General features: G+C 62.4%; 19 protein-coding genes. 14 read left to right on the top strand and 5 right to left on the bottom strand.

Annotated elements, in window-relative coordinates; all coding sequences use genetic code 11:
* Nucleotides 1–8: 8 nt before the first annotated feature.
* The 3 genes from infA to ACFQDI_RS11210 are packed head-to-tail and all read left to right on the top strand — an operon-like array spanning nucleotide 9 to nucleotide 1,353.
* The gene (infA, locus tag ACFQDI_RS11220) at nucleotides 9–380 is read left to right on the top strand and encodes a translation initiation factor IF-1 (RefSeq protein ID WP_377166503.1); all 372 of its coding nucleotides are present in this window, start codon (nucleotides 9–11) and stop codon (nucleotides 378–380) included.
* A gap of 23 nt (nucleotides 381–403) precedes the next feature.
* Nucleotides 404–955 (top strand): ribonuclease H-like domain-containing protein, encoded by a 552-nt coding sequence (locus ACFQDI_RS11215; RefSeq protein ID WP_377166501.1) that lies wholly within the window; start codon nucleotides 404–406, stop codon nucleotides 953–955.
* Nucleotides 952–1,353, top strand: a complete 402-nt coding sequence (locus ACFQDI_RS11210) for a DUF2238 domain-containing protein (protein ID WP_377166499.1) — start codon at nucleotides 952–954, stop codon at nucleotides 1,351–1,353. The genes ACFQDI_RS11215 and ACFQDI_RS11210 overlap by 4 nt, the downstream gene beginning before the upstream one ends.
* Before the next feature lie 108 nt (nucleotides 1,354–1,461).
* On the opposite strand, the gene ACFQDI_RS11205 is transcribed toward ACFQDI_RS11210, so the two are convergent.
* Both ACFQDI_RS11205 and alaS read right to left on the bottom strand, forming a co-directional pair.
* On the bottom strand, nucleotides 1,462–1,692 hold the full coding sequence (locus ACFQDI_RS11205) for a hypothetical protein (protein ID WP_377166497.1): 231 nt from the start codon (nucleotides 1,690–1,692) through the stop codon (nucleotides 1,462–1,464).
* Between the two features lie 164 nt (nucleotides 1,693–1,856).
* The gene (gene alaS, locus ACFQDI_RS11200; RefSeq protein WP_377166495.1) at nucleotides 1,857–4,781 is read right to left on the bottom strand and encodes an alanine--tRNA ligase; all 2,925 of its coding nucleotides are present in this window, start codon (nucleotides 4,779–4,781) and stop codon (nucleotides 1,857–1,859) included.
* A 248-nt stretch (nucleotides 4,782–5,029) separates the two neighbouring features.
* Between alaS and ACFQDI_RS11195 the strand changes: the two genes are divergently transcribed.
* The 4 genes from ACFQDI_RS11195 to ACFQDI_RS11180 all read left to right on the top strand — a co-directional run bounded on the left by ACFQDI_RS11195 (nucleotide 5,030) and on the right by ACFQDI_RS11180 (nucleotide 12,159).
* Nucleotides 5,030–5,392, top strand: a complete 363-nt coding sequence (locus tag ACFQDI_RS11195; RefSeq protein ID WP_377166493.1) for a hypothetical protein — start codon at nucleotides 5,030–5,032, stop codon at nucleotides 5,390–5,392.
* Between the two features lie 88 nt (nucleotides 5,393–5,480).
* Nucleotides 5,481–8,882, top strand: a complete 3,402-nt coding sequence (locus tag ACFQDI_RS11190; protein ID WP_377166491.1) for a DUF1553 domain-containing protein — start codon at nucleotides 5,481–5,483, stop codon at nucleotides 8,880–8,882.
* Between the two features lie 101 nt (nucleotides 8,883–8,983).
* On the top strand, nucleotides 8,984–10,642 hold the full coding sequence (locus ACFQDI_RS11185; RefSeq protein WP_377166489.1) for an autotransporter domain-containing protein: 1,659 nt from the start codon (nucleotides 8,984–8,986) through the stop codon (nucleotides 10,640–10,642).
* Between the two features lie 65 nt (nucleotides 10,643–10,707).
* On the top strand, nucleotides 10,708–12,159 hold the full coding sequence (locus tag ACFQDI_RS11180) for a DUF1501 domain-containing protein (RefSeq protein ID WP_184339516.1): 1,452 nt from the start codon (nucleotides 10,708–10,710) through the stop codon (nucleotides 12,157–12,159).
* Nucleotides 12,160–12,359: 200 nt separating this feature from the next.
* Here the strand turns inward: ACFQDI_RS11180 and moaD are convergent, their stop codons facing one another.
* Nucleotides 12,360–12,605 (bottom strand): molybdopterin converting factor subunit 1, encoded by a 246-nt coding sequence (moaD, locus tag ACFQDI_RS11175; RefSeq protein WP_184339517.1) that lies wholly within the window; start codon nucleotides 12,603–12,605, stop codon nucleotides 12,360–12,362.
* The gene (gene hpt, locus ACFQDI_RS11170) at nucleotides 12,602–13,159 is read right to left on the bottom strand and encodes a hypoxanthine phosphoribosyltransferase (RefSeq protein WP_377166486.1); all 558 of its coding nucleotides are present in this window, start codon (nucleotides 13,157–13,159) and stop codon (nucleotides 12,602–12,604) included. Before hpt ends, moaD begins: the two co-directional genes overlap by 4 nt.
* A gap of 73 nt (nucleotides 13,160–13,232) precedes the next feature.
* Here hpt and pdxH point away from each other — a divergent pair, with 73 nt between their 5' ends.
* The 7 genes from pdxH (at nucleotide 13,233) to ACFQDI_RS11135 (ending at nucleotide 20,366) form a co-directional block, all read left to right on the top strand.
* Entirely contained in the window at nucleotides 13,233–13,886 is a 654-nt protein-coding gene (gene pdxH / locus ACFQDI_RS11165) for a pyridoxamine 5'-phosphate oxidase (protein ID WP_377166484.1), read from the top strand.
* Nucleotides 13,887–14,099: 213 nt separating this feature from the next.
* Nucleotides 14,100–14,621: a GbsR/MarR family transcriptional regulator gene (locus ACFQDI_RS11160; RefSeq protein ID WP_377166482.1), complete on the top strand. Its 522-nt coding sequence runs from the start codon at nucleotides 14,100–14,102 to the stop codon at nucleotides 14,619–14,621.
* 72 nt (nucleotides 14,622–14,693) lie between these two features.
* Nucleotides 14,694–15,110, top strand: coding sequence for a hypothetical protein (locus ACFQDI_RS11155; protein WP_377166480.1), 417 nt, complete (start codon nucleotides 14,694–14,696; stop codon nucleotides 15,108–15,110).
* A complete protein-coding gene (locus tag ACFQDI_RS11150) occupies nucleotides 15,107–15,574 on the top strand; it encodes a hypothetical protein (RefSeq protein WP_377166478.1) in 468 nt (155 codons plus the stop codon). Before ACFQDI_RS11155 ends, ACFQDI_RS11150 begins: the two co-directional genes overlap by 4 nt.
* Entirely contained in the window at nucleotides 15,571–16,005 is a 435-nt protein-coding gene (locus ACFQDI_RS11145; RefSeq protein ID WP_377166476.1) for a thiol-disulfide oxidoreductase DCC family protein, read from the top strand. Before ACFQDI_RS11150 ends, ACFQDI_RS11145 begins: the two co-directional genes overlap by 4 nt.
* 281 nt (nucleotides 16,006–16,286) lie before the next feature.
* Nucleotides 16,287–19,502 carry a PVC-type heme-binding CxxCH protein gene (locus ACFQDI_RS11140; protein ID WP_377166474.1) on the top strand — a complete coding sequence of 1,072 codons (3,216 nt, stop codon included), beginning with the start codon at nucleotides 16,287–16,289 and terminating at the stop codon, nucleotides 19,500–19,502.
* Between the two features lie 300 nt (nucleotides 19,503–19,802).
* Nucleotides 19,803–20,366, top strand: a complete 564-nt coding sequence (locus tag ACFQDI_RS11135) for a golvesin C-terminal-like domain-containing protein (RefSeq protein ID WP_377166472.1) — start codon at nucleotides 19,803–19,805, stop codon at nucleotides 20,364–20,366.
* Between the two features lie 243 nt (nucleotides 20,367–20,609).
* Here ACFQDI_RS11135 and ACFQDI_RS11130 read toward each other — a convergent pair whose 3' ends face one another.
* A complete protein-coding gene (locus ACFQDI_RS11130; protein WP_184339525.1) occupies nucleotides 20,610–21,506 on the bottom strand; it encodes a sigma-70 family RNA polymerase sigma factor in 897 nt (298 codons plus the stop codon).
* Nucleotides 21,507–21,721: the final 215 nt, after the last annotated feature.

Below are 21,721 nucleotides of genomic sequence, written 5' to 3'. Positions count from 1 at the left end.
TTTTTTGCATGTCACGTCCCCCTAATCGCGGCCCATCACGCAGTGGCCCCTCCAATCGCGGCCCGTCACGCGGCGGCCCACCCAATCGCGGCCCGTCACGCGGCGGCCCGCCCCGCTACGCAGCACCACCTCCGCGCCCGCCTGAGCCGGAGGAAACCGGAAAGCAGAAGGAGGAGGCCATCGAGCTCGAAGGCACCATCGCCGCCGTTCTCGCCGGCACCATGTTCCGCGTCAAGCTTCGCAACGGTCACGAAGTGCTCGCCCACATCTCCGGCAAGATGCGCAAGAAATTCATCCGTCTCGTCATCGGCGACGCGGTGAAGATCGAGATGTCGCCTTACGACATGGACAAGGCGCGCATCGTCTATCGCATCGGCTAAGCCTCTGCTGCGCCCTCGCGATCATGGCTGGAGACATTGTTTATTTCGACCTCGAAACACGGCGCACGGCGAACGACGTCGGCGGCTGGGGCAACAAGCATAAGATGGGCATCTCCGTCGCCTGCACCTACAGCACAGGCCGCGGAGAGTACAGCATCTACACCCAGGACGAGACACCCCTCCTTGTCCGTCAGCTCAAGGAGGCCGACCTCGTCGTCGGCTTCAATCACATCGGCTTCGACTACGAGGTGCTCAAAGGCTACGACCTTCTCTTTGACCCCTCCGACCTCCCTCACAGCCTCGATCTCCTCATCGACCTCGAAAAAATCCTCGGCCACCGCATCAAGCTCGACGCCGTCGCCGCCGCCACCCTCGGCATGGGCAAGACCGCAGACGGCCTCGACGCCCTCAAGTGGTGGCAGCAGGGAGAGGTCGCCAAGATCGCCGAATACTGCTGCTATGACGTCAAGGTCACCAAGTGCGTCCACGAATACGGCATGGAGCACGGCCACGTGAAGTATCATGACCGCAACGGCCGCGAGCAGCTCGCCAAGGTGAACTGGAAGCCCGTATGAAGCCGCTGCCCAGCCTGCTCCTGCGCGCCGGCTGGGCACCTCTGGTGGTTCTCATCTTCCATCACGAAATCCAGCACACATCCTGGCGTCAGCGGCTCGACTTCCTCATGCATTACAGCGGCGGGGTTGCCATCGGCTTCTTTCTCTGGCATGCGCTCGACTGCTTCGCGCACTGGCTGGGCAGCCTCACCCCCTTCGCCCGCTACCTCTTCACCTTTGCGCTCGCCTGCACCGTCGGTCTCTTCTGGGAGTTCGCAGAGCTCTTCTCAGATGTCTTTTTCCACACGCGCATCCAGTTCAGCGTCCGCGAAACCATGCGCGACCTCATCGCAGACGCCACCGGTGCCGCCACCACGCTGACCCTGACGTGGCTGGTGCGCTGCTGCCGGAAAAAGTAGCCTTGTTGCTGTGCCACAAGGAAGAGCTCCGCAACGCCCAAGGTCATCGGCCACCGGAGAGGCCGGTTGCTGCAGAGCGGCTCCTTGTTCTGCGGGACAAGGCCGCTTTCAGCCCCCCGCCAGCCACGCCTGAAACGCCGCCTCCACGCGTTGCAGCATCTCCGCGCGGTTGCGCCTGACATCGCTGAACTGGTTCCACCGCGTCGAATCTTCATCCCGGCCTTCGATCTCCGCGATGAACTCCATCACCAGCCCCAGCTTGTCGCCATGCTGCTCACGCAGGTAGGCCGTGCAGGCCTGGGCCGTCTCCAGCAGCCGGTTCTTCGTTCCTTTTCCCATGGCGGCACTCATAAAAGCAGCCCCCTGCCTGCGCAACATCAGACCCGCATGGCATCAGCCGCTTCCGCACAGTACGCGCACCGTTCAGGCCGTGTGAAAACGTCTTCACACAGCCTTTCCGTCCACTCCCACCGGCTGCGAATGCCTCTCCGGCTTGGAAACCGCTACGCTCCCACCAGCTTCCGCGCCTCGGTCAGCGCCGCGTCCACCTTCGTCACATCCTTGCCGCCGCCGCGGGCAAAGTCCGGCTTGCCGCCGCCCTTGCCGCCCACGATCGGCGCGATGCTCTGGATGATCTTCCCGGCCTGCACCTTGCCCTGGTGCTCCTTCGCCACGCTCGCGATCAGCGCCACGCTGCCGCCACCCGTGGCTCCCAGCACCACGATGCCGTTGAACGAGGCCTTCAGCGCCTCGGCCACGCCCACCGCATAGTCCGCATCCACATCGCCCAGGTTCACCACGATCGCGTTGTTGATCACGGCTTTGGCCATCAGTTCCCGGGCCTTCGTGGAGGCTTCGCGCTGCTGCGCGGCTTTGAAGGCCTTTTCCAGTTCCTTCTGCTGGGTCAGGATCTGGTCCAGCTTCTTCTCCAGATCCGCAGCGCCCTGCGCGCTCACCTTGCCGGCCAGCAGCTTCAGCAGCTCCGCATCAGCGCGTGCGGCATTGTAGGCTTCCAGTCCGGCGATCGCTTCGATACGGCGCACCCCGGCGGCCACGGCGCTTTCGCCCACCAGGCGGAAGAGGCCGATCTCGCCCGTGCTCCGCGTGTGCGTGCCGCCGCACAGCTCCATGCTCCAGCCGTCCAGCTTGTTGCGCTGGCCGCCGATCTGCACCACGCGCACCAGGTCGCCATACTTCTCGCCGAAGAGGGCCATGATGCCGCTGTTCGCCTTCGCTTCCACGTACGGCACTTCGGTCCAGGACACCGGTTCGTTGGCCACGATGCGCTCATTCACCAGACGCTCGATGTCGCTGATCTGCTGTGCAGTCAGCGCACCGCTGTTAAAGTCAAACGTCAGCTTGTCCGGAGTGACGGAGGAGCCCTTCTGCGTGGCGTCCTTGCTCACCACTTCATGCAGCGCCCAATGAAGAATATGCGTCACCGTGTGGTGGCGCTCAATGGCATGACGACGCGGTGCATCCACGATGAGTTTCACCGTGGCATCGACGGCAGGTGCTTCATCGCCTTCCAGGAAGTGCAGCCAGGTGTTGCCCACCTTGGTCGTGGCACTGATGGGATAAGTGTTCGCACCGAGAATCAACTGACCCGCATCGCCAATCTGGCCGCCCATCTCCGCGTAGCAGGTGGAGACATCCAGCACCACGGCCGTCTTGTCCTTCATCTCAACGACTTCGAGCACGCGCACGTCGGCTTCGAGCTGGTCATAGCCAATAAACTTCGTCGGAGCCTTCGTCTCGATCTCAGACACGGAGACAACCTGCTTGTTCTTCTTGCCAGCTTCGCGGGCGCGCTCCTTCTGCTCTTCCATGAGCTTGTTGAAGCCTGCGGTGTCAACGGTCAAGCCGCGCTCGCGGGCGAGAAGTTCGGTGAGGTCGATTGGGAAACCAAAAGTATCATAAAGCTGGAAAGCGAAGTCTCCAGCAATTGGCGGAACCTCAGAGGCGGACCAATTAGGGGACATCGACACGATCCATTTGACGACAGCTTGCCAGTTTCGCACGTCCGCACCTTGCTCCAATGCAAGAACACGATTTAAACCACCTTCGAATGAGTCATCATCGGGAGCAATGCTCTGCACCGCAAGATTGCCGACATAGCCATCAAACTTCTCTATCCCACGATCCAGCGTCCGGTTAAAGCTCTCCTCCTCCAGTTTCAGCACGCTCTTGATCTGTTCCTTCTTCGCGCGCACTTCGGGGAACACATCACCCATCTGCGCCGCCAGCACATCCACCAGCTTGAAGAAGAACGGCTCTTTAAACTCCAGCGTGCGGCCATACTTCACCGCGCGGCGCAGGATGCGGCGCAGCGTGTAGTTGCGGTCGCTGTTGCCGGGCTGGATGCCATCGGCAATTGCAAAGGAAAGCGTGCGCAGATGGTCGGCGATGACGCGGAAGGCCACATCCGTCTTCTCCTGCTCCGTCACCGGCACCACGTGGCCCTGCTCATTGGCCTTTGGCAGCGTGCTCTGGTACACTTTGCCGCTCAGCTTCGTCAGCTCGTCAAAGATCGGCTTGAACACATCCGTGTCGTAGTTGCTGATCTTGGCGTTTTCAAAATCAGTAAAACCCTTCGTGCCCTGGATGATCGAGCACACGCGCTCAAAGCCCATGCCGGTGTCCACATGCTTCGCGGGCAGCGGCTCAAAGGTGCCTTCAGGCGTCGCGTTGTACTGAATGAACACGTTGTTCCAGATCTCGATGCAGCTCGCGTCGCTGCCGTTCACCAGCTTCGCACCGGCTTTCTGGCGTTCTTCGTCGAGATCGCGCGGTCCGGGGGTCAGGTCGATGTGGATCTCCGTGCACGGTCCGCAGGGGCCCGTGTCGCCCATCATCCAGAAGTTGTCCTTCTTGTTGCCGTTGACGATGTGGATCTCGGGATCGAGTCCGATGCTGCGGAACTTCTCCGCCCAGATGTCCCAGGCCTCCTGGTCGCGCTCGGCCGGGTCGCCCTTGGACTTGTCCGGCTGGTAGATCGTGGCATACACGCGGGTCGGCGGAAATTTCCAGCGCTCGATGACGAGCTCCCAGGCCCAGGAGATGGCCTCCTTTTTGAAGTAGTCACCAAAGCTCCAGTTCCCCAGCATCTCAAAGAGCGTGTGGTGGTAGGTGTCCAGGCCCACGTCCTCCAGGTCGTTGTGCTTGCCGCCGGCGCGGATGCATTTTTGAGTGTCCGCCGCACGGGTGGGCAGGCCTTTGTGCAGCACGCCCGGCCAGGTGTCCACGTCCGCGCTGCGCTCGCCGAGGAAGATCGGCACAAACTGGTTCATCCCCGCATTGGTAAAGATGCGCGCTCCGTCGCGGCTGGTGTAGCCCACGTTGTCACTGGGCACGATGGTGTGCTGCTTCTCCTTGAAGAAATCGAGGAAGCTCTGGCGGATCTGGGCGGCGGTGGGAACGGCGGACATGATTTGGCTGGGGAAAAGGGCGCGCATGGTAGCGGGCGCTGGCAGAAGGTAAAGCCGGGGTTTGCCCTCTTGGCGTTGAAGGGGCGGGCATCCCGCTGGAAATCAGCTTTCTGCAGACGGTGGTTAAGGCCGTTGGCAAGAAAAAGTTGTAAAAATACCATAAATAAAGTAATATTTAGAATAATTCAGGGCGAACAATGACAACCAAGGTCTCCAAATCCTGTAAATCATGCCCTTCCGCTCCCGGCATGAGCCTCATGGAGTTGCTGATCACCATCATCATTCTGTCCATCGTCATGAGCATCGCCATCATGTCCATGGGCAGTGCGCGGCAGGGCGCTGAAGACCAGAAGGACAAGCGCAACGCTCAGGAAATCGCCAGTGTCGCCGCCATGGCCAGCGCCGCCGGCGCCGATTTCATCGTGCCGGGAGATGAACACGCCACCATCGTCAACCTGTGCGATGGCACCACCCCCAGCAGCGGAGTCTTCAGCGGCCGCGTTTTCAAGATCCCCAGCATGCGCGACGCCGAAATCACCGGGGCCATGCGTTTTCTCGCCCTGAACGACTCCGATCTTCAGTACCGGATGGACGGCAGCAGCAGTCCGTAACCGGGGCTGCGCCTGAAAACCCTCCGCTCCCTGCATGGAGAATGCCGCTGTGCATCAAGAATGGCGCACCTGTGGCGTATCTCACAGCGTGACCCGCGTTCCCTTCATCGTTCTTCTCGCCGCCGCAGCCACCGCCTCTGCGCAGCAGACCCCGCGTCCCATCCACTTCTCCCGGGAGATCCGCCCCATCCTCAGCGAGAACTGCTTCTTCTGCCACGGCCCGGATGAAAAGAAGCGCGAGGCCGGACTCCGCCTCGACGACGAAGCCAGCGCCAAGAAAAACAACGACGGCACCACCGCCGTCGTCCCTGGCAAGCCCGAGCAGAGCGCCCTCCTGCAGCGCATCCTCAGCAAGGACCCGGACGAGGTCATGCCCCCGCCCAAGCAGCACAAGACCATCCCACCTCAGCAGATCGCACTGCTCACCGAGTGGATCAAACAGGGCGCGCCCTGGGGAAACCACTGGAGTTATGAAAAAGTGGTGAAACCTGCCGTGCCCGCCGGCCCCGCCAATCCGGTCGATGCCTTCCTGCAGCAGCGGCTCGCGCAGGAGGGCCTCAAATCCTCCCCGCAGGCAGACAAGGCCACGCTCATCCGCCGCACCGCGCTGGACCTCACCGGCCTGCCACCCACACCCGCAGAGCTGGAGGCGCTTTCCTCCCAGCCGCAGGACAAGATCGTTGACCACTACCTCTCCCGTCCCGCCTACGGCGAGCACTGGGCCCGCCAGTGGCTCGACCTCGCCCGCTACGCCGACAGCTCCGGTTACCCCAGCGACCAGCCACGCGAGATCTGGGCCTACCGCGACTGGGTCATCCGTGCGCTGAATGCCAACATGCCCTTCGATCAGTTCACCATCGAGCAGCTCGCCGGCGATCTCCTCCCCAAGCCCACCGACGATCAGCTCATCGCCACCGCCTTCCATCGCAACACCATGACGCAAAACGAAGGCGGCACGGACGACGAGGAGTTTCGCAATGCCGCCATCATCGACCGCGTCAACACCACCTTCGCCGTCTGGATGGGCACCACCATGGCCTGCGCCCAGTGCCACACCCACAAATACGACCCCATCACCATCAAGGAATACTTCCAGTTCTACGCCTTCCTCAATCAAAGCGCCGACAGCGACAAGAAAGACGAGGTGCCACTGCACAGCTTTGAGACCCCGGAACTCGCCCAGAAACGCGCCAGCCTGAAACACGAGATCGATTCGCTGGAAAAGCAGCTCTCCTCCCCAGCACCCGAATGGCTCGCCGGTCTCGACGTCTGGGACCAGGGCTTTGCCCGCGATCTCGGCTGGCAGACACCGCCGCCCGCGAAGGTGAGTACGCAGTCAAAACAGACCGCTGCCATCGCTGCCGACGGTACCGTCTCCATCCCCAAAAACACCGACACCGATACCTACACCGTCGAACTCCCCGCCACCGGCGACAAGCTCAGCGCCCTGCGCATCGAGACCCTGCCAGCCGCTGGTTTCGGCAACTTCGTCCTCACCGACGTGAAGGCGGAAATCGTCCGCGCCGATGCCGCTCCCCCTCCTCAGGCCCGCTATGTGCGCGTCGAACTGCCCGGGCAGAAAAAGATGCTCCAGCTCGCCGAGGTGCAGGTCTTCAGCGGCAGTCAAAACATCGCCCCCTCCGGCAAGGCTTCGCAGAGCAGCACCTACACCGATGCCGCCGCCCGCCGCGCCAACGACGGCGGCACCGAAGGTGATTACGCCAAAGGCAGCGTGGCCCACACCGCCGGCACCGACAACGACCCCTGGTGGGAGGTCGATCTCAAAGAATCCAAGCCCGTGGACCGCGTCGTCGTTTGGAACCGCACCGACGGCGGCACCGGCAAGCGCCTCGATGGCTTCCGCGTGCTCCTCCTTGATGACAAACGCCAGACCCTCTGGAAAAGCGACCCCACCCCTGCGCCGGACAAAGACAAGACCTTCGCCACCAGCGGCCCCGTGGCCGTCACCTTCACCACCGCGCTGGCGGACTATGAGCAGGCCGGCTTCACCGCCAGCTCCATCCTCAAGCCCAAGGACAAAAAGCAGCAGGGCTGGGCCGTCGCCGGAGCCACCGACAAGCCCCACACCCTCACCCTCCTCGCCGCCACTCCCGTCATGATTCCGCAGGGCGCGCGCCTGCGCATCACCCTCGCGCAGAAAAGCGAGTTCAAGCAGCACACCCTCGGCAGTTTCCGCCTCGGCTACACCGGAGACGCCCGCGTGCAGCAGGCCGCCAAGGTCCCGCAGGAGGTCGTCGCCGCCCTCGCCCAGCCCAAGGACAAGCGCACCCCCGCGCAGCAGCACACCGTGGTGGACTACTTTGTGCGCAACATCTCCAAAGCCTCCGCCACACCGCGCACCCGCCTTGCCGCGATCCAGAAAGAGCTCGCCGCCATCAAGCCCGTCACCGTGCCCATCATGCGCGATCTCGACCCCAAGCAGCGCCGCATCACCAAGATCCAGCTCCGTGGCAACTGGCAGGCGCTCGGAGATGAAGTCACCGAGGCCACCCCCGCTGTCTTCAATCCCCTGCCCAAAGACGCTCCGCGCAACCGCCTCACCATGGCCAAATGGATCGTCAGCCGCGACAATCCCCTCACCGCACGCGTCACGGTGAACCGCCTCTGGGAAAGCATCTTCGGCACCGGCATCGTCCGCAGCAGCGAGGAGTTCGGCAGCCAGGGAGACCTTCCCGTGCACCCCGAGCTGCTCGACTGGCTCGCCGCCGAGCTCATGGACAGCGGCTGGGACCTCAAGCACATGCTCAAGCTCCTCCTCACCACCGCCGCCTACCAGCAGACCTCCAAGAGCACGCCCGAGCTCAACGAGCGCGACCCCGACAACCGCTTCCTCGCACGCGGCCCGCGCTTCCGCCCCACCGGCGAGCTGCTGCGCGATCAGGCCCTCGCTGTCAGCGGCCTCCTCAGTCCCAAGATGTTCGGCCCGCCCGTGCGCCCCATGACGCCCAATCTCGGCCTCACCACCGCCTTTGGCCGCAGCAATGACTGGACCGTCAGCCCCGGCGAAGACGCTCACCGTCGCAGCCTCTACACCGAAGTCCGCCGCAACAGCCCCTACGCCAGCTTCACCACCTTTGATGCCGGCAACCGCGAAGTCTGCATGATCCGCCGCAGCCGCACCAACACCCCGCTTCAGGCCTTCGTCACGCTGAACGACCCCGTCTTCATCGAGACAAATCAGGCCATGGCCCGCCGCCTCGTCGCCGAGGCCAAAACCACCCCCGAGCGACTCGCCCTCCTCTTCAAGCTCTGCCTCTCCCGCGCCCCCGCCGCGCATGAATCCGCTGCACTCACCAGGCTCTACGAAGAATCCCTCACCACCTACCGCGCCGACCTCCCCGACGCCACCAAGATGGCCACCGAGCCTCTGGGTGCGGCACCGAAAGGTGCCGACATCCCTGAACTCGCCGCCTGGACCGCCGTGGCAAACGTGGTCATGAATCTGGATGAGTTTTTGATGAGGAGGTGAAAAAAGCGCCGCTTTGTGCAGGCCCCGTGAGTTGGACTTGAACAGTCACAACTCCCGGAATTATAGAATCGCTCCCCCCATCTTTTCTATACATCTCATCCATGCTGTTTGATCGCATCCCCGCCATCGTTGCCGCCACTGTCCTTGTCCTGGGCGGTTCCAGCCGAGCACAGGTCTTTGATACCTTGATCTCAAACTATGGTCAGCCCAACCAGCTGCCCAATGTGGATCTATACGACCAGTCGCAGCGGATTGCCTGGGACTTTACCACCGGCGCAGACGCTTACTCAGACCTCTTTCTCACCGTGCAGGCGAGCAACAATGACGGCGGCGGCCGCTACCTGACGGCAGAATTTTTCACCTCCGCCAGCTCCGCGCCGGACACACTCGTGGGCAGCCTGCAGATTCGGGTGGGCTTTACCGAGGGCACCTTTCAGGACTTCAGCAATGACCTTCCCGCCGCCGTCTCACTGGCTGCCAACACCACCTACTGGGTGGTCCTTTCCCTCACCGATCCTCTGAACAATGTAGGCCCGCCGGGCATCCTGTTCCGAAACATCGCAGACGGCACCACCGACGCCGGCGGCATCTACTCCAGCGTTAGCGGCACCTCTCTCCTCACCTCGTCAAACAACGGCAGCACCTGGGCGGCGCAGAGCGGCACCGACGCCGTGAAATACCTGCTCGAAGGCATCAAGGCGGTCTTGGTGGTGCCCGTGGTGCCGCCAGATGCGGTGCTCACCGCGCAGAGCCTGCAAAGCCTCGCCCTCCAGAGCACCAGCGCCTTGCTGGAAGACTTCGCCATGCGCCTCTTCCGTGCTCGCTCCGGCCAGGGCGGCAACGCCAGTCAAAACACCGTGCTGGTGGATCTCGCTGGGGAAGATGAGCAGGTGGTGCTTGGCGAAGGCGACGGCCCCGGCTCGCCGCCCCGCATCGTCGGTCTCACCACCGGTGCTCGCGCAGGTCAGCTCCGCATCTTTTCCTCCTTCGACTATGGCTACGCCGGCCTCAGCAGCGCTTCTTCCCTCCGCAGCAACACCTACGGCGGCACCCTGGGCATGGAGCTGACCCTCACCGATCATCTTTCCCTCGGCGCTGGCCTGGGCGCGCTTACTGCTCAGACCCGCGTGTCTGGCGGCATCGCCTCCATCAATACCGACGGCCTCACCCTCGCCAGCTATGCCACCTATCAGCGCGGCGGCACCTACCTGGACCTCCTCTACGCCGCCACCATGCTGGACAACAGGGTCATGCGCGCCGCCGCACTCTCCAGCCCGGACAGCACCGTGCACACCGTGCAGTTCAACACAGGCCACAACTTCACCTCCGGCCGCTTCACTCATGGCCCTTTTGTCGGTGTCAACTACGCCCACGCCAACACCAATCCCTACACCGAGAACGGCCCCGGTGCCGTGACCGTGGACCGCCAGCGCTCAGACACCATGCAGGGCCGGGTGGGCTGGCAGGGCAGCGCACAGTTTGATCGCGGCTGGGGCGTCATCATTCCTCAGGTACGCCTCTCCTGGGACAAACAATATCTCAATGACACCAGCGCCGCCAATGTGGCTCTCGCCGGCGTGCCGGGCGTCGTCACCCGCACCAGCACTGGCGGCGCGTCGCAGAACGGCCTCGGCCTCGGCGCAGGTGTCATGCTCAGCCTGAACCGCGGCTGGGCCTTCGGCCTGAACTATCAGGGGCACATGCTCGACGGAGCCGCCAACCTGCACAATGCCATGGCCTACGCCTCCTACCGCTGGTAGGCATGGTAAATCCTGCTCGGCTGGCAAAGGAGCTGCACCTCCGTGCGTATCTTTGACACGCACGCATGAACCCCATCCTCCACGACTCGCTCCAGCTCAAAACCCGCCGCCAGTTTCTCGGCCACGCGGGCCAGTTCAGCCTCGGGGCCATCGCCATGCATGCCATGCAGCAGAAGGCCGGGGCCGCCATGGTCGCGGACAATCCGCTCATCCCCAAAAAGACCCACTTCGCTCCCAAGGCCAAGCGCGTCATCTACCTCCACATGTCAGGTGCGCCACCCCACCTGGACCTCTTTGACTACAAGCCCGAGCTGGTGAAACGCAGCGGCCAGGACTGCCCCGACTCCATCCTCAAAGGCCGTCGCTTCGCCTTCACCACCGGCGTCCCCAAGCTCATGGGCACTCCGCGCACCTTTGCCCGCTACGGCAAGGCCGGCATGTGGATGAGCGACGCCTGCCCCAATTTTCACACCATCGCCGACGAGATCTGCATGGTCCGCTCCATGAACACGGACCAGTTCAATCACGCCCCCGCAGAGCTGCTCCTCTTCACCGGCCACGCACGCCAGGGCCGCCCCTCCATGGGCGCCTGGGCCACCTACGGCCTCGGCACAGAAAATCAGGACCTCCCCGGCTTCGTCGCCCTCATCTCCAGCGGTACGCAGCCCAGCGGCGGCCAGGGCTGCTGGGGCAGCGGCTTCATCCCCAGCGTCTACCAGGGCGTACAGTGCCGCAGCAAAGGAGATCCCGTCCTCTTCGTCAGCGACCCCGCCGGCATGAACCGCGCCATGCGCCGCAAGACCCTCGACGCCCTGCAGGACCTCAATCAGCAGCAGGTCGCCGAATTCGGCCATCCGGAAACCGTCACCCGCATCGCCCAGTACGAGCTCGCCTTCCGCATGCAGACCAGCGTGCCCGAGGTCATGGACATCTCCCAGGAGCCTCAGCACGTCATCGAGGCCTACGGCGCCAAGCCCGGCGAATCCAGCTTTGCCAACAACTGCCTCCTCGCCCGCCGCCTCGTCGAGAAAGGCGTGCGCTTTGTGAATCTCTTCGACTGGGGCTGGGACTTCCACGGCACCAGCGAGGGCAGCGGCATCACCACTGGCCTCACCGCCAAGATGGCTGCGACTGACAAGCCCGTCTCCGCCCTCATCAAAGACCTCAAGCAGCGCGGCCTGCTGGAGGACACCCTCGTCATCTGGGGCGGCGAATTCGGCCGCACCCCCTTCCGTGAAGGCCGCACCGCCGCCAGCGCCGTGCTCGGTCGCGACCACTACCCCGACTGCTACACCCTCTTCATGGCCGGCGGCGGCGTGAAGGCCGGATTCGACTACGGCAGCACCGACGAGCTCGGCTTCAGCGTCGCTGAAAACAAAGTCCACGTGCACGACTTCCAGGCCACCGTCATGCACCTCCTCGGCTTCGACCACGAGCGCCTCACCTACCGCTTCCAAGGCCGCGACTACCGCCTCACCGACATCCACGGCCATGTCGTCAAAGACCTGCTGGCGTGAAATCCCAACGCGTGAAAAAGCTAAGATAGCGCCCGCAATCGCAGCGCTTTAGGAGCGCGGAATTCATTCCGCAGCAGGTTGCCCGCATCCTCGCGTGAGACAGGGTTTGGCACGTCGCAAACACACTGGTTCCGGGACGCCGAGGAGACACAGATGATGCACAAAACGCGGTGATCTGCACAACTCACTTCCCCTCCTCCTTACCCCCCCTGCACCGGCGGCATGATCGCCACCTCACCCCCGTCATGCAGCGGCTCATCCCGCTTCACATACGTCTGGTCCAGCGCCAGCAGCAGGCTTCCCTGCCACTCAGCGATCTTCGGCCACCGCGCTTCCACCTGCGCCAGCAGTTCGCCCATCGTGGCGCCGGCAGGCACTTCCACAGAGATCTCATCCGTGCCGGTGATGTCCCGCAGGACGGAGAAAAACAGCACGCGCAGCTTCATGCGGCAGGGTCCAGGTTCAGGATTCCGATGCACGGCAGGTTCCGGAAGCGCCCCCGGAAGTCCATGCCGTAGCCCACCACAAATTCATCATCGATCTCAAAGCCCGCGTCTGCCACCACCACCTCGCGCAGGCGTGGGCGGCGCTTGCTCAGCAGCACGCAGGTGCGCAGGCTCGCAGGCTCCTGCTCCAGGATGCGCTCGGTGATCGCCCCCAGCGTCAGCCCTGTGTCCAGAATGTCATCCAGCAGCAGCACATCCTGCCCGTGCAAGTTCAGGCTCGCGGGCCAGTTCACCTTCACCTCGCCCGTCGTCGCCGTGCCGCCCTGGTAGCTGCTCGCGCTCAGCGTGTGCAGGCGCACCGGCATCTCCAGCTTGCGCAGCAGGTCTGCCACAAAAAACAAGCCGCCGTCCATCAGCGCCACCACCGTCACCACACGCCCCGCCAGGTCCACATTCAGCCGCGCCGCCATCTCAGCCACCCGCGCCCCGATCTGCTCCGGGCTGAGCAGCACGCGTTCGAGATCTTGGATGACGCCGGTGACGTTGGAGGGCATGGAGCAAAAGAGTGCGTAAAAGGCCAAAGCTGACGTAGCGCAGGCCGCTTGGTGTGCGTTTCTTTTAACCCGAATGAACCCGACTGACAAACCGAACCTGCCTGACCTCCGCGTCAGCTACAATCAGGGCGAGCTCGACGAGCACACCGCCCCCGCCGATCCCGTGGAGCTCTTCACCCTTTGGATCAAGGACGCCCTCGAGCACAAGCTCCCCGAGCCCAACGCCATGAGCCTCGCCACCAACGGCCTCGACGGCACCCCCACCGTCCGTACCGTCCTCCTCAAAGGCATCGACGAGCGCGGCTTCCACTTCTACACCAACTACGAAAGCCGCAAGGGGCACGAGATCGCCGCCGACTCCCGCGGCGCCGCCTGCTTCCTCTGGGCCAGCCGCCACCACCAGGTCTGCCTCAAGGGCCGCATCTCCAAGCTCGACCGCGCCGATGCCGAGCAGTACTTCGCCGTCCGCCCCTACGGCCACCAGATCGGCGCCTGGGCCTCCAGCCAGAGCCAGGTCATCCCCGGTCGCGAATGGCTGGAGCAGCGCGATGCCGAGATCAAAGCCCAGTACCCCGAGGGCTCGGTCCCATGCCCTCCCCACTGGGGCGGCTACACCCTCCTCGCCGATGAGATCGAATTCTGGCAGGGCCGCGTCAGCCGCCTCCACGACCGCATCCGCTACCGCATGGAAAACGGCCTCTGGGTCAAAGTGCGCCTCAGCCCGTGAGTCCCACGGGCCAGTGCAGCGCTGAGTAGACCAAAGGCTCTGGCGGAGAGGGATCGTCCCGATCCCTCACGCTCACGCACCGTCCAGCCCTCTCTCCCATGCTTCCACCCTCAGACGCAGCCCCAGTGCGCGGCTTCCCACAGGTGCATCCCCCCGCCCGTAAATAAACCAAAACCCTCTTGCCTTTCGGAATTTTCAGTTTTCATTGAAACCGTGAGCAAGGAACTGCCAGAATGGGAAAAAGCCCGCGAGGAATTCGTCATCCAGTGGGGCTCTCTCGGCACCCAGTGGGGCATCAACCGCACCATGGCCCAGATCCATGCCCTGCTCATGACCGCGCCGGAGCCCATGTGCACAGACGAGGTCATGGAGCGCCTGGAAATCAGCCGCGGCAATGCCCACACCAATCTGAAAGACCTCGTCAGTTGGAACCTCGTCCGCATCATCACCAAGAAGGGCGACCGCAAAGAGTACTTCGAGGCTGAAAAAGACGTCTGGAAAATCTTCATCACCATCTCAAAAGAGCGCAAGCGCCGCGAGATCGAGCCCGCCATTCAGCTCCTGCGCGACTGCGCCGCCCGCACCAAGGACGAAACCGCCGGCCCCGGCAAGGAGTTCAACCAGCAGATGAAGGACCTCGACGAGTTCCTCAGCTTCGGCGTCAAAGTGGCCGACACCGTCATCTCCATGAAGCACGCCTCCGCCCTGCAGTGGGCCATGCGCCTCCTTGGCTGATTTTTTCATACCTTTATGTTTCAGAAAATACTGAAACTACCGAACAAACAGAACACAAACCAACACACCGCCATGAACCACACCGTCATCACCTACAGCCTCTACCTCATCCTCGCCGTCAGCATGACGGTCTGGGTCGCGCGCACCCTCCACAAAAGCGGCCGCATCTTCCTCGTGGACTGCTTCCACGGAAACACCGACCTCGCAGACAGCGTCAATCACCTGCTCGTCGTCGGCTTCTACCTCATCAACATCGGCTTCGTCTCGCTCTACCTCAAGACCACCGAGGAGATCGAGGCCGCACGCGGCGTCTTTGAAGCGCTCAGCGGCAAGATGGGCGTCGTGCTCCTCATGCTCGGCGGCATGCACTTCTTCAATCTCTACGTCTTCACCCGCATGCGCCGCCGCGCCACCCTGGCGAATATGCCACCGCCCGTGCCTGCCATGAACCGCGTCAGCAAAGCCAACGACATTCTGGACACACTGTGAAAACATTCTTTCGAAAACTGAAGCTGTCGTTCCTCGCGATGTTGTGGGGCTTGAACGCGTGCAACATCGCCTGGTGGACATGCCATCTCCATCATTCGACTCAAGACTTGTCATTTCTGGGGCCTGTGCTGCTTCTGTGGCTCAACCTTTACACGAGTGCCGTGATTGCAGGCGCATGTTTCCTTGTCTTGATGACTCTGGACCTTTTGATTCCAGAAACCTCGCCTTTAAGGAAACCTGGCACAGCCGCTGCCTTCGGATTTTTGGTGTCCCTTGCTTTGGGCGTGGCATTCACTCTTGCGCGTCTGTCGGGACATAGCATCCAGGCTTATGGCCTCGTGGAGGCAGCCTGGAAGACTTTGGGCCGCACTCTTCCTTACACTCTGGGAGCCTGCGCTGCGGGAACAGTGGCGGCATGGAGTCGCGCTTTGATGGACACCCCCAGCCCACGCCAAACACCATGACTGCCCTCACCATATTCTACGACGCCCGCTGCGGCCTCTGCTCGCGCTTCCGGCGTTGGATGCTCGGGCAGCCCGCCTATGTGCTGCTGAACTTTGTGCCCTACGATTCGCCGCAGGCACTGCGTCTCTGCCCCGCTCTTCCCAGCCTGCGTGCCGATCAGGAAATCGTCGTCATGGGAGATGACGGCTCCCTCTGGCAGGGCGCAGGCGCCTGGGTCACCTGCCTGTGGGCGTTGTACGACTTCCGCGAATGGTCGCTACGCCTCGCCAGCCCCGCATTGCAGCCCATCGCCCGCAAGGTCGTGCATTGGATCTCGACCAATCGCATCACCCTCTCACGCCTCCTCCGCCTGCACAGCGACGACGACATCAAACGCCAGGTCACCGACGTCACCTGCGACACCGGCACATGCGCTCTCCAGCCCTTTTGAATGAACTCTATTTGCGCCTCTGCGCGGCATTAGCACACGGCACTCCGCGTCTGGCGCCAGCATAGTGGTCCGCACCCCGCGAAGCGAGCCGAAGGCAATCCTCTGTGCGGGCTCCGCCGCACCCATCAATCCGCAGATCCAAATCCCCTCGTTCCACCCACAGCCATTCTCATTAATTCGCGGATATTCGCGCGCATTCGCGTTGCCAGCCTCCCCTCATCCACACCCTCCCCCCGAATCCCTTCTTGAACGAACCCTCGCACCTGCGCTGTAATGCCTTCATGCCATTCCTCCGCAGCCTGCTCATCCTCGGCATCCTCACCACCAGCCTCCACGCCGCCGAGGACAAAATGCGCCTCGTTCGCGAAACCGACGCCCTCACCCCCGAGCAGGAGCGCGCAGGCCTCCACGTGCCCCCGGGCTTCACCGTGCAGCTCTTTGCCAGCGAGCCCATGATCAACAAGCCCATCAACATGGCCTTCGACGCACGCGGCCGCCTGTGGGTTTCCTCCACCGTCGAGTACCCCTACGCCGCAGACAAGGCCCGCTGGTCAGACCCGCAGGGCACCCGTGTCAAAGACAGCCGCGATGCCATCAAGATCCTCGAAGACACCGATGGCGATGGCCGCGCAGACAAAGTCACCGACTTCGCCGACGGCCTCAATATCCCTACCGGCGTCCTCCCCTGGCACAAGCCCGGGCACAAGGCCGGATGCATCGCCTGGAGCATCCCCAACATCTGGTATTTCGCCGACACCGATGGCGACGGCAAAGCCGACCACCGCGAAATCCTCTTCGGCCCCCTCGGTTATGAAAAAGACACGCACGGCATGTGCAGCAGCTTTCGCATGGGGCTGGACGGCTGGGTGTACGCCACCCACGGCTTCAACAACACCAGCCACATCAAGGCCAGGGACGGCAGCACGCTCGATCTCCACAGCGGCAACGTCTTCCGCTTCCGCCCCGATGGCTCACGGGTGGAAATCTGGACGCACGGCCAGGTCAATCCCTTCGGCCTCTGCTGGGATCGTTTTGGCAATCTCTACAGCGCCGACTGCCACAGCTCGCCCATCTACCAGCTCATCCGTGGCGCCTGCTACCCCAGCTTTGGCAAACCGCACGACGGCCTCGGCTTCGCCCCCGTCATGTGCCAGCACAGCCACGGCTCCACCGGCATCTGTGGCATCGTCTATATCGACGGCGGCGTCTGGGGCCCCGAGTGGGACGACCACATGCTCGTCGGCAACTGCGTCACCTCCCGCGTCAACCACGACACCGTCACCTTCACCGGCTCCACCCCCAAGGCCAACGAGCAGCCCGACTTCATCACCAGCGACGACCCCTGGTTCCGCCCCGTCGATCTCCAGCTCGGCCCCGACAACGCCCTCTACATCGCCGACTTCTACAACAAAATCATCGGCCATTATGAGGTGCCGCTGGATCATCCGGGACGGGACAAGGAGAGAGGGAGGATCTGGCGGGTGGTGAAGACGGACAAGGTTTCCAAGCCAGCAGATCTTGCCAGTGCCGGCCTGCCCGAATTGTTCAAGCATCTTGATTCCCCCAATCTGACGGTCAGACACAACACGGTCCCAGTTCTTGCAGAACGCTTGATGGAGATGCCTGAAGAACAAGCCGTTCAAGCGTCGTTGGAGGCAAACTGCCAGTCCGCATTCCAAAAGGCTTACTCAGTCTGGGTCACGCATCAGGTATGGCTGCGCAGCGGTCGCAATTTGTCGTTCATGGGGAATAACACAGACGACTTTGTGGATGTGCACTTGCTGCTTCGTGAAGCTGAAGGCCCGAGTCCTCAATGGAAGTTGGCCGTTTTCTACACAATGTCCTGCCTGGCTCCAGACAATAAACAGTTTGTTCCTAGGACACAGCTCGCCGCCACATGGGCACTTACCAATTGCCGTTCTGACGTCCGTTCTGATATGGCGGGCGTCATGGTAGCCATGCTTCAGCATGTACCTGCTGACGACTTGACACTCAGGCAGGCTTTAAAAATAGCTTCACACAAGATGCTGTCTGATCCGGCGGTGTTTACGAAGGAAGTTGAGGGGTGGGCAATCGAGCCCCCCACAGATCCCGAAGGAAAAGCGGAAAGGCAGGTCTATGAGCGCGACTTCCGAGAGATCGCCCTCGCACTCAAAACATCTGCGGCCAGTGAATGGTTTCTGAAGCAGCTCGAAGGTTTGAATGAGCCACCTTCAGACCTGAACAGGTGTCTCGCTCAGATCGCCAGATATGTGAATCCAAACAGTCTGCAAAAGGCGATTGGAACAGCCAGACGCCTGACCAAAAACAATTTCAAACAGCAGACGGATGCACTCTTTGAAATCCACAACGGCCTCAGCGAGCGCGGCGCTCCCGCCAATCCCGAGCTGCTGCAATGGGCGCAGCAGCTCGCCTCACAGCTCCTCGAATCCACAGACAAACAACCCACACTCGCCTGGACCTCCTCAGGCGATGCCCCATGGTCCCTCCAGCCCCGCAAATGCACCGACGGCACCGAGGCGCAGGTGCTCCAAAGCATGGCCAAAGGCGGCGGCGATGAAGAAAAGCGCACAGGCATTCTCAAATCCAAAGACTTCGCCGCACCCGCCAAACTCATCGTGTGGATCAATGGCCATCGCGGGCCACCCAACAGCAAACCTCACGACAAAAACCTCGTTCGCGTGGTGGATGCGCAGAGCGGCACCACACTCGCCAGCGTCTTCCCACCACGCAGCGATGTCTGCCAGCGCACCGAACTGGACCTCTCCGCACACACCGGCAAAACCGTGCACCTTGAGATCGTCGATGGCGATGACGGCAAAGCCTACGCTTGGCTCGGCATCACCCGTATCGAGCCCGCCGTCATCAGCGTGAACGATTTCCAGAGCGAGGACAGCACCCGCAGTGCCCTCAAAACCCTCGCCATGCTGCTCCAGCACACCGCACCCGCTGCGCTGCGCGAACAACTCTCTGCCTACCTGCCACCACGCCCCGCACCACCACCGCTGCCGGTATCACCACAGCAACGCCAGCAGCTCGATGCCCTCATCACCACCCGCTCCGCTGCCTACGCCAAAGCCAAGCCGGACATCGCCGCAGGAAAAACCGTCTTCATCGCGAACTGCGCCGTCTGCCATCAAATCCGCGGCGCCGGCGGCCTCATCGGCCCGCAGCTCGACGGCATCGGCGCACGCGGCCCAGAGCGCTTGTGCGAAGACATCCTCGACCCCAACCGCAACGTGGACGCCCACTTTCACCTCCACACTCTCACCCTCAAAGACGGACGCACCCTCAGCGGCTTCCTCAAAGGCGAAGCCGGCCAGGTCCTCATCCTCGCCGACGCCGCCGGCCAGGAGCACCGCGTGTCCAAGAATGATCTCGCCAAAGATGACACCACGCCCATGTCCCTCATGCCCCCCGTCTTCGGGCAGACGCTCGATGAGAAAAACTTCATCAACCTCCTCGGCTATCTCACGAGTGAAAAAGCTGGCAAATGATCCCCGCCATGATCGGCGCACCGCAAGGCAATGTTTTGTTGGCATGGCTGCTGCCTTCTCAGCACCAAAGGTGCGGCCTATCGCAGCCCAGGGCCAGCCGAGCCTCAGCGAGGCCGCCCTGGGTCCAGACCTAGCAAGCCGGGCAGCAAACCCAGCGGCCCCTTCATGCAACGTGGGCGCCAGCAGCGTATGCCTCGCCGCTTCGCAGTCGTCAGCATATCCCAGCGCGCGCATTCCACGATCCATGTCCTCCCTATGTTCCCCAGCCATGACAAACCATTTCACAACATGAGACATTTTATGCTCGCAGTGTTGCTCCTCAGCGCCGCATTGGCCTCGGAAGCCCTCAAGCCCCACCCCAAGGCTCTCCCCAACATCCATCCTCCCGGCGAGGTGGACCGCCCCGAGATGGTCAAATACATCGTGGTAGATCCGGCTACACTGCCGGGCATCGTCGTGGACGAAACCAGCGCCGAGCTCGTCGGCGACTGGCAGTACTCCACTCACACCCCGCCCTACGTCGGCCTCGGCTACCTTCACGACATGAAAGCCGGGAAGGGGACCAAGTCCGTCACCTTCACCCCCACGCTGCCCGCATCAGGCTGGTATGAAGTCCGCCTCGCCCATTGCTACAACATCCGCCGCTCCACTCAAACCCCCGTCACCATTCACCACGCCGATGGCGACACCAAAGTCGTCATCAATCAGCAGCAGGAGCCCGAGCACGCCCGCCTCTTCCGCACCCTCGGCACCTTTCGCTTTGACTCCGGCCGCACCGGCTGGGTCCGCATCTCCACCGAAGCCACCGAACCCGGCAAAGTCGTCATCGCCGACGCCGTTCAGTTTCTGCCCGTAAAAAAGTAGCCTTGTTGCTGTGCAACAAGGTCCCGCCCCGCCACACCTCGCTTCTCATCAGCCCCAAAGGGGCGGTGGATTCAGCCCAAGGCGCCGCGATGCACGAGCAAGCTCTGGGTCACCTTCTCAGCCTCAAGCCTCCTCGCACCCTCCGCTCCTTTGCCCCTCTGCGGCAAAACCGGGCAGCCCTGCCGCCATCCCACCCCACAAAAAAGCCGGGCATCTCTCGACACCCGGCTTCATCGTTAAATCTTAATCCTCCTCGGCTTCCGCAGCAGCAGCGGCCTTCTTCCGCTTCTTCTTGCCACCGGCATTGCGCAGCGCCTTCGGGATCGGGTCTTCCTTCTTCTGCAGCGCACGGCGCAGCTTGCGCAGTGCGATGTTCTGCAGCTGGCGGATACGCTCGCGCGTCACGCCAAATTCCTGGCCCACCTCTTCCAGCGTGCGCGGCTTCTGGCCGGCAAGGCCGAAACGGGCGTCGATGATCTTGCGCTCACGCTCGTCCAGCACCGTCAGCAGGCCGTCCAGCTGGCTGTGCATGTTCTTGTGGGAGAGCAGGTCAAAGGGCGTCTGGGCGTTTTCGTCGCCCACGATTTCGCCAAACTCCGTGCTGTCGTCGTCGCTGATCGGCGCATCCAGAGAGGCCGGGCGCATGCTGGCCACCTTCAGCTGGCTCAGCTTCGCGCGGTCGATGCCGATTTCCTCGGAAAGTTCGTCATCCGTCGGCTCGCGGCCCAGTTCCTCGGACATCGCCATCGCCACACGGCGCATCTTGCTGATCTTGTCCACCATGTGGACCGGCAGACGGATCGTCTTCGACTGATTCGCGAGCGCACGCTTGATGGACTGCTTGATCCACCACGCGGCGTAGGTTGAAAGTTTGCCACCCTTGTTCGGGTCAAATCGTTCCACCGCCTTCATCAGGCCGATGTTTCCTTCAGAAATGAGGTCGAGAAGCGGCAGACCGTAGTTGGCGTAATCCTGGGCGATCTTCACCACCAGCCTCAGGTTCGCACGGATCATGTGCGAACGGGCCTCCGGGTCGCCTCGTTTGATGCGTTCGGCAAGCTCAACCTCCTGGTCGGGAGTCAGCAAGTCTGTCTTGCCGATCTCACGCAGGTAAATCTTGATGCCTCCGTCGAGTTCCATATTGAGCGTTCTAGTTGGGTAATACGATACAAGGACCAACGTCCTTGCCCCCGGCTGAGACGCAGGGGGTGGTCAGTATAAAGGCGATTTCACACTTCGCTCGTCTTTTTTGAGCAAGTTTGCGGCCAGTAAGAAAGGATGGACCGGAGAAAAGTGGCACAATCGTTATTATATGACAGCCATCGTTGAACTAAACTTTCAGCGCCTCGTCAACA

Origin of the sequence: Prosthecobacter fluviatilis (assembly GCF_042655725.1) — a bacterium.
GTDB classification, from domain to species: Bacteria; Verrucomicrobiota; Verrucomicrobiia; order Verrucomicrobiales; family Verrucomicrobiaceae; genus Prosthecobacter; species Prosthecobacter fluviatilis.
The sequence above is the reverse complement of the archived record's forward strand: the minus strand, read 5'-3'. Positions and strand labels throughout refer to the sequence as shown.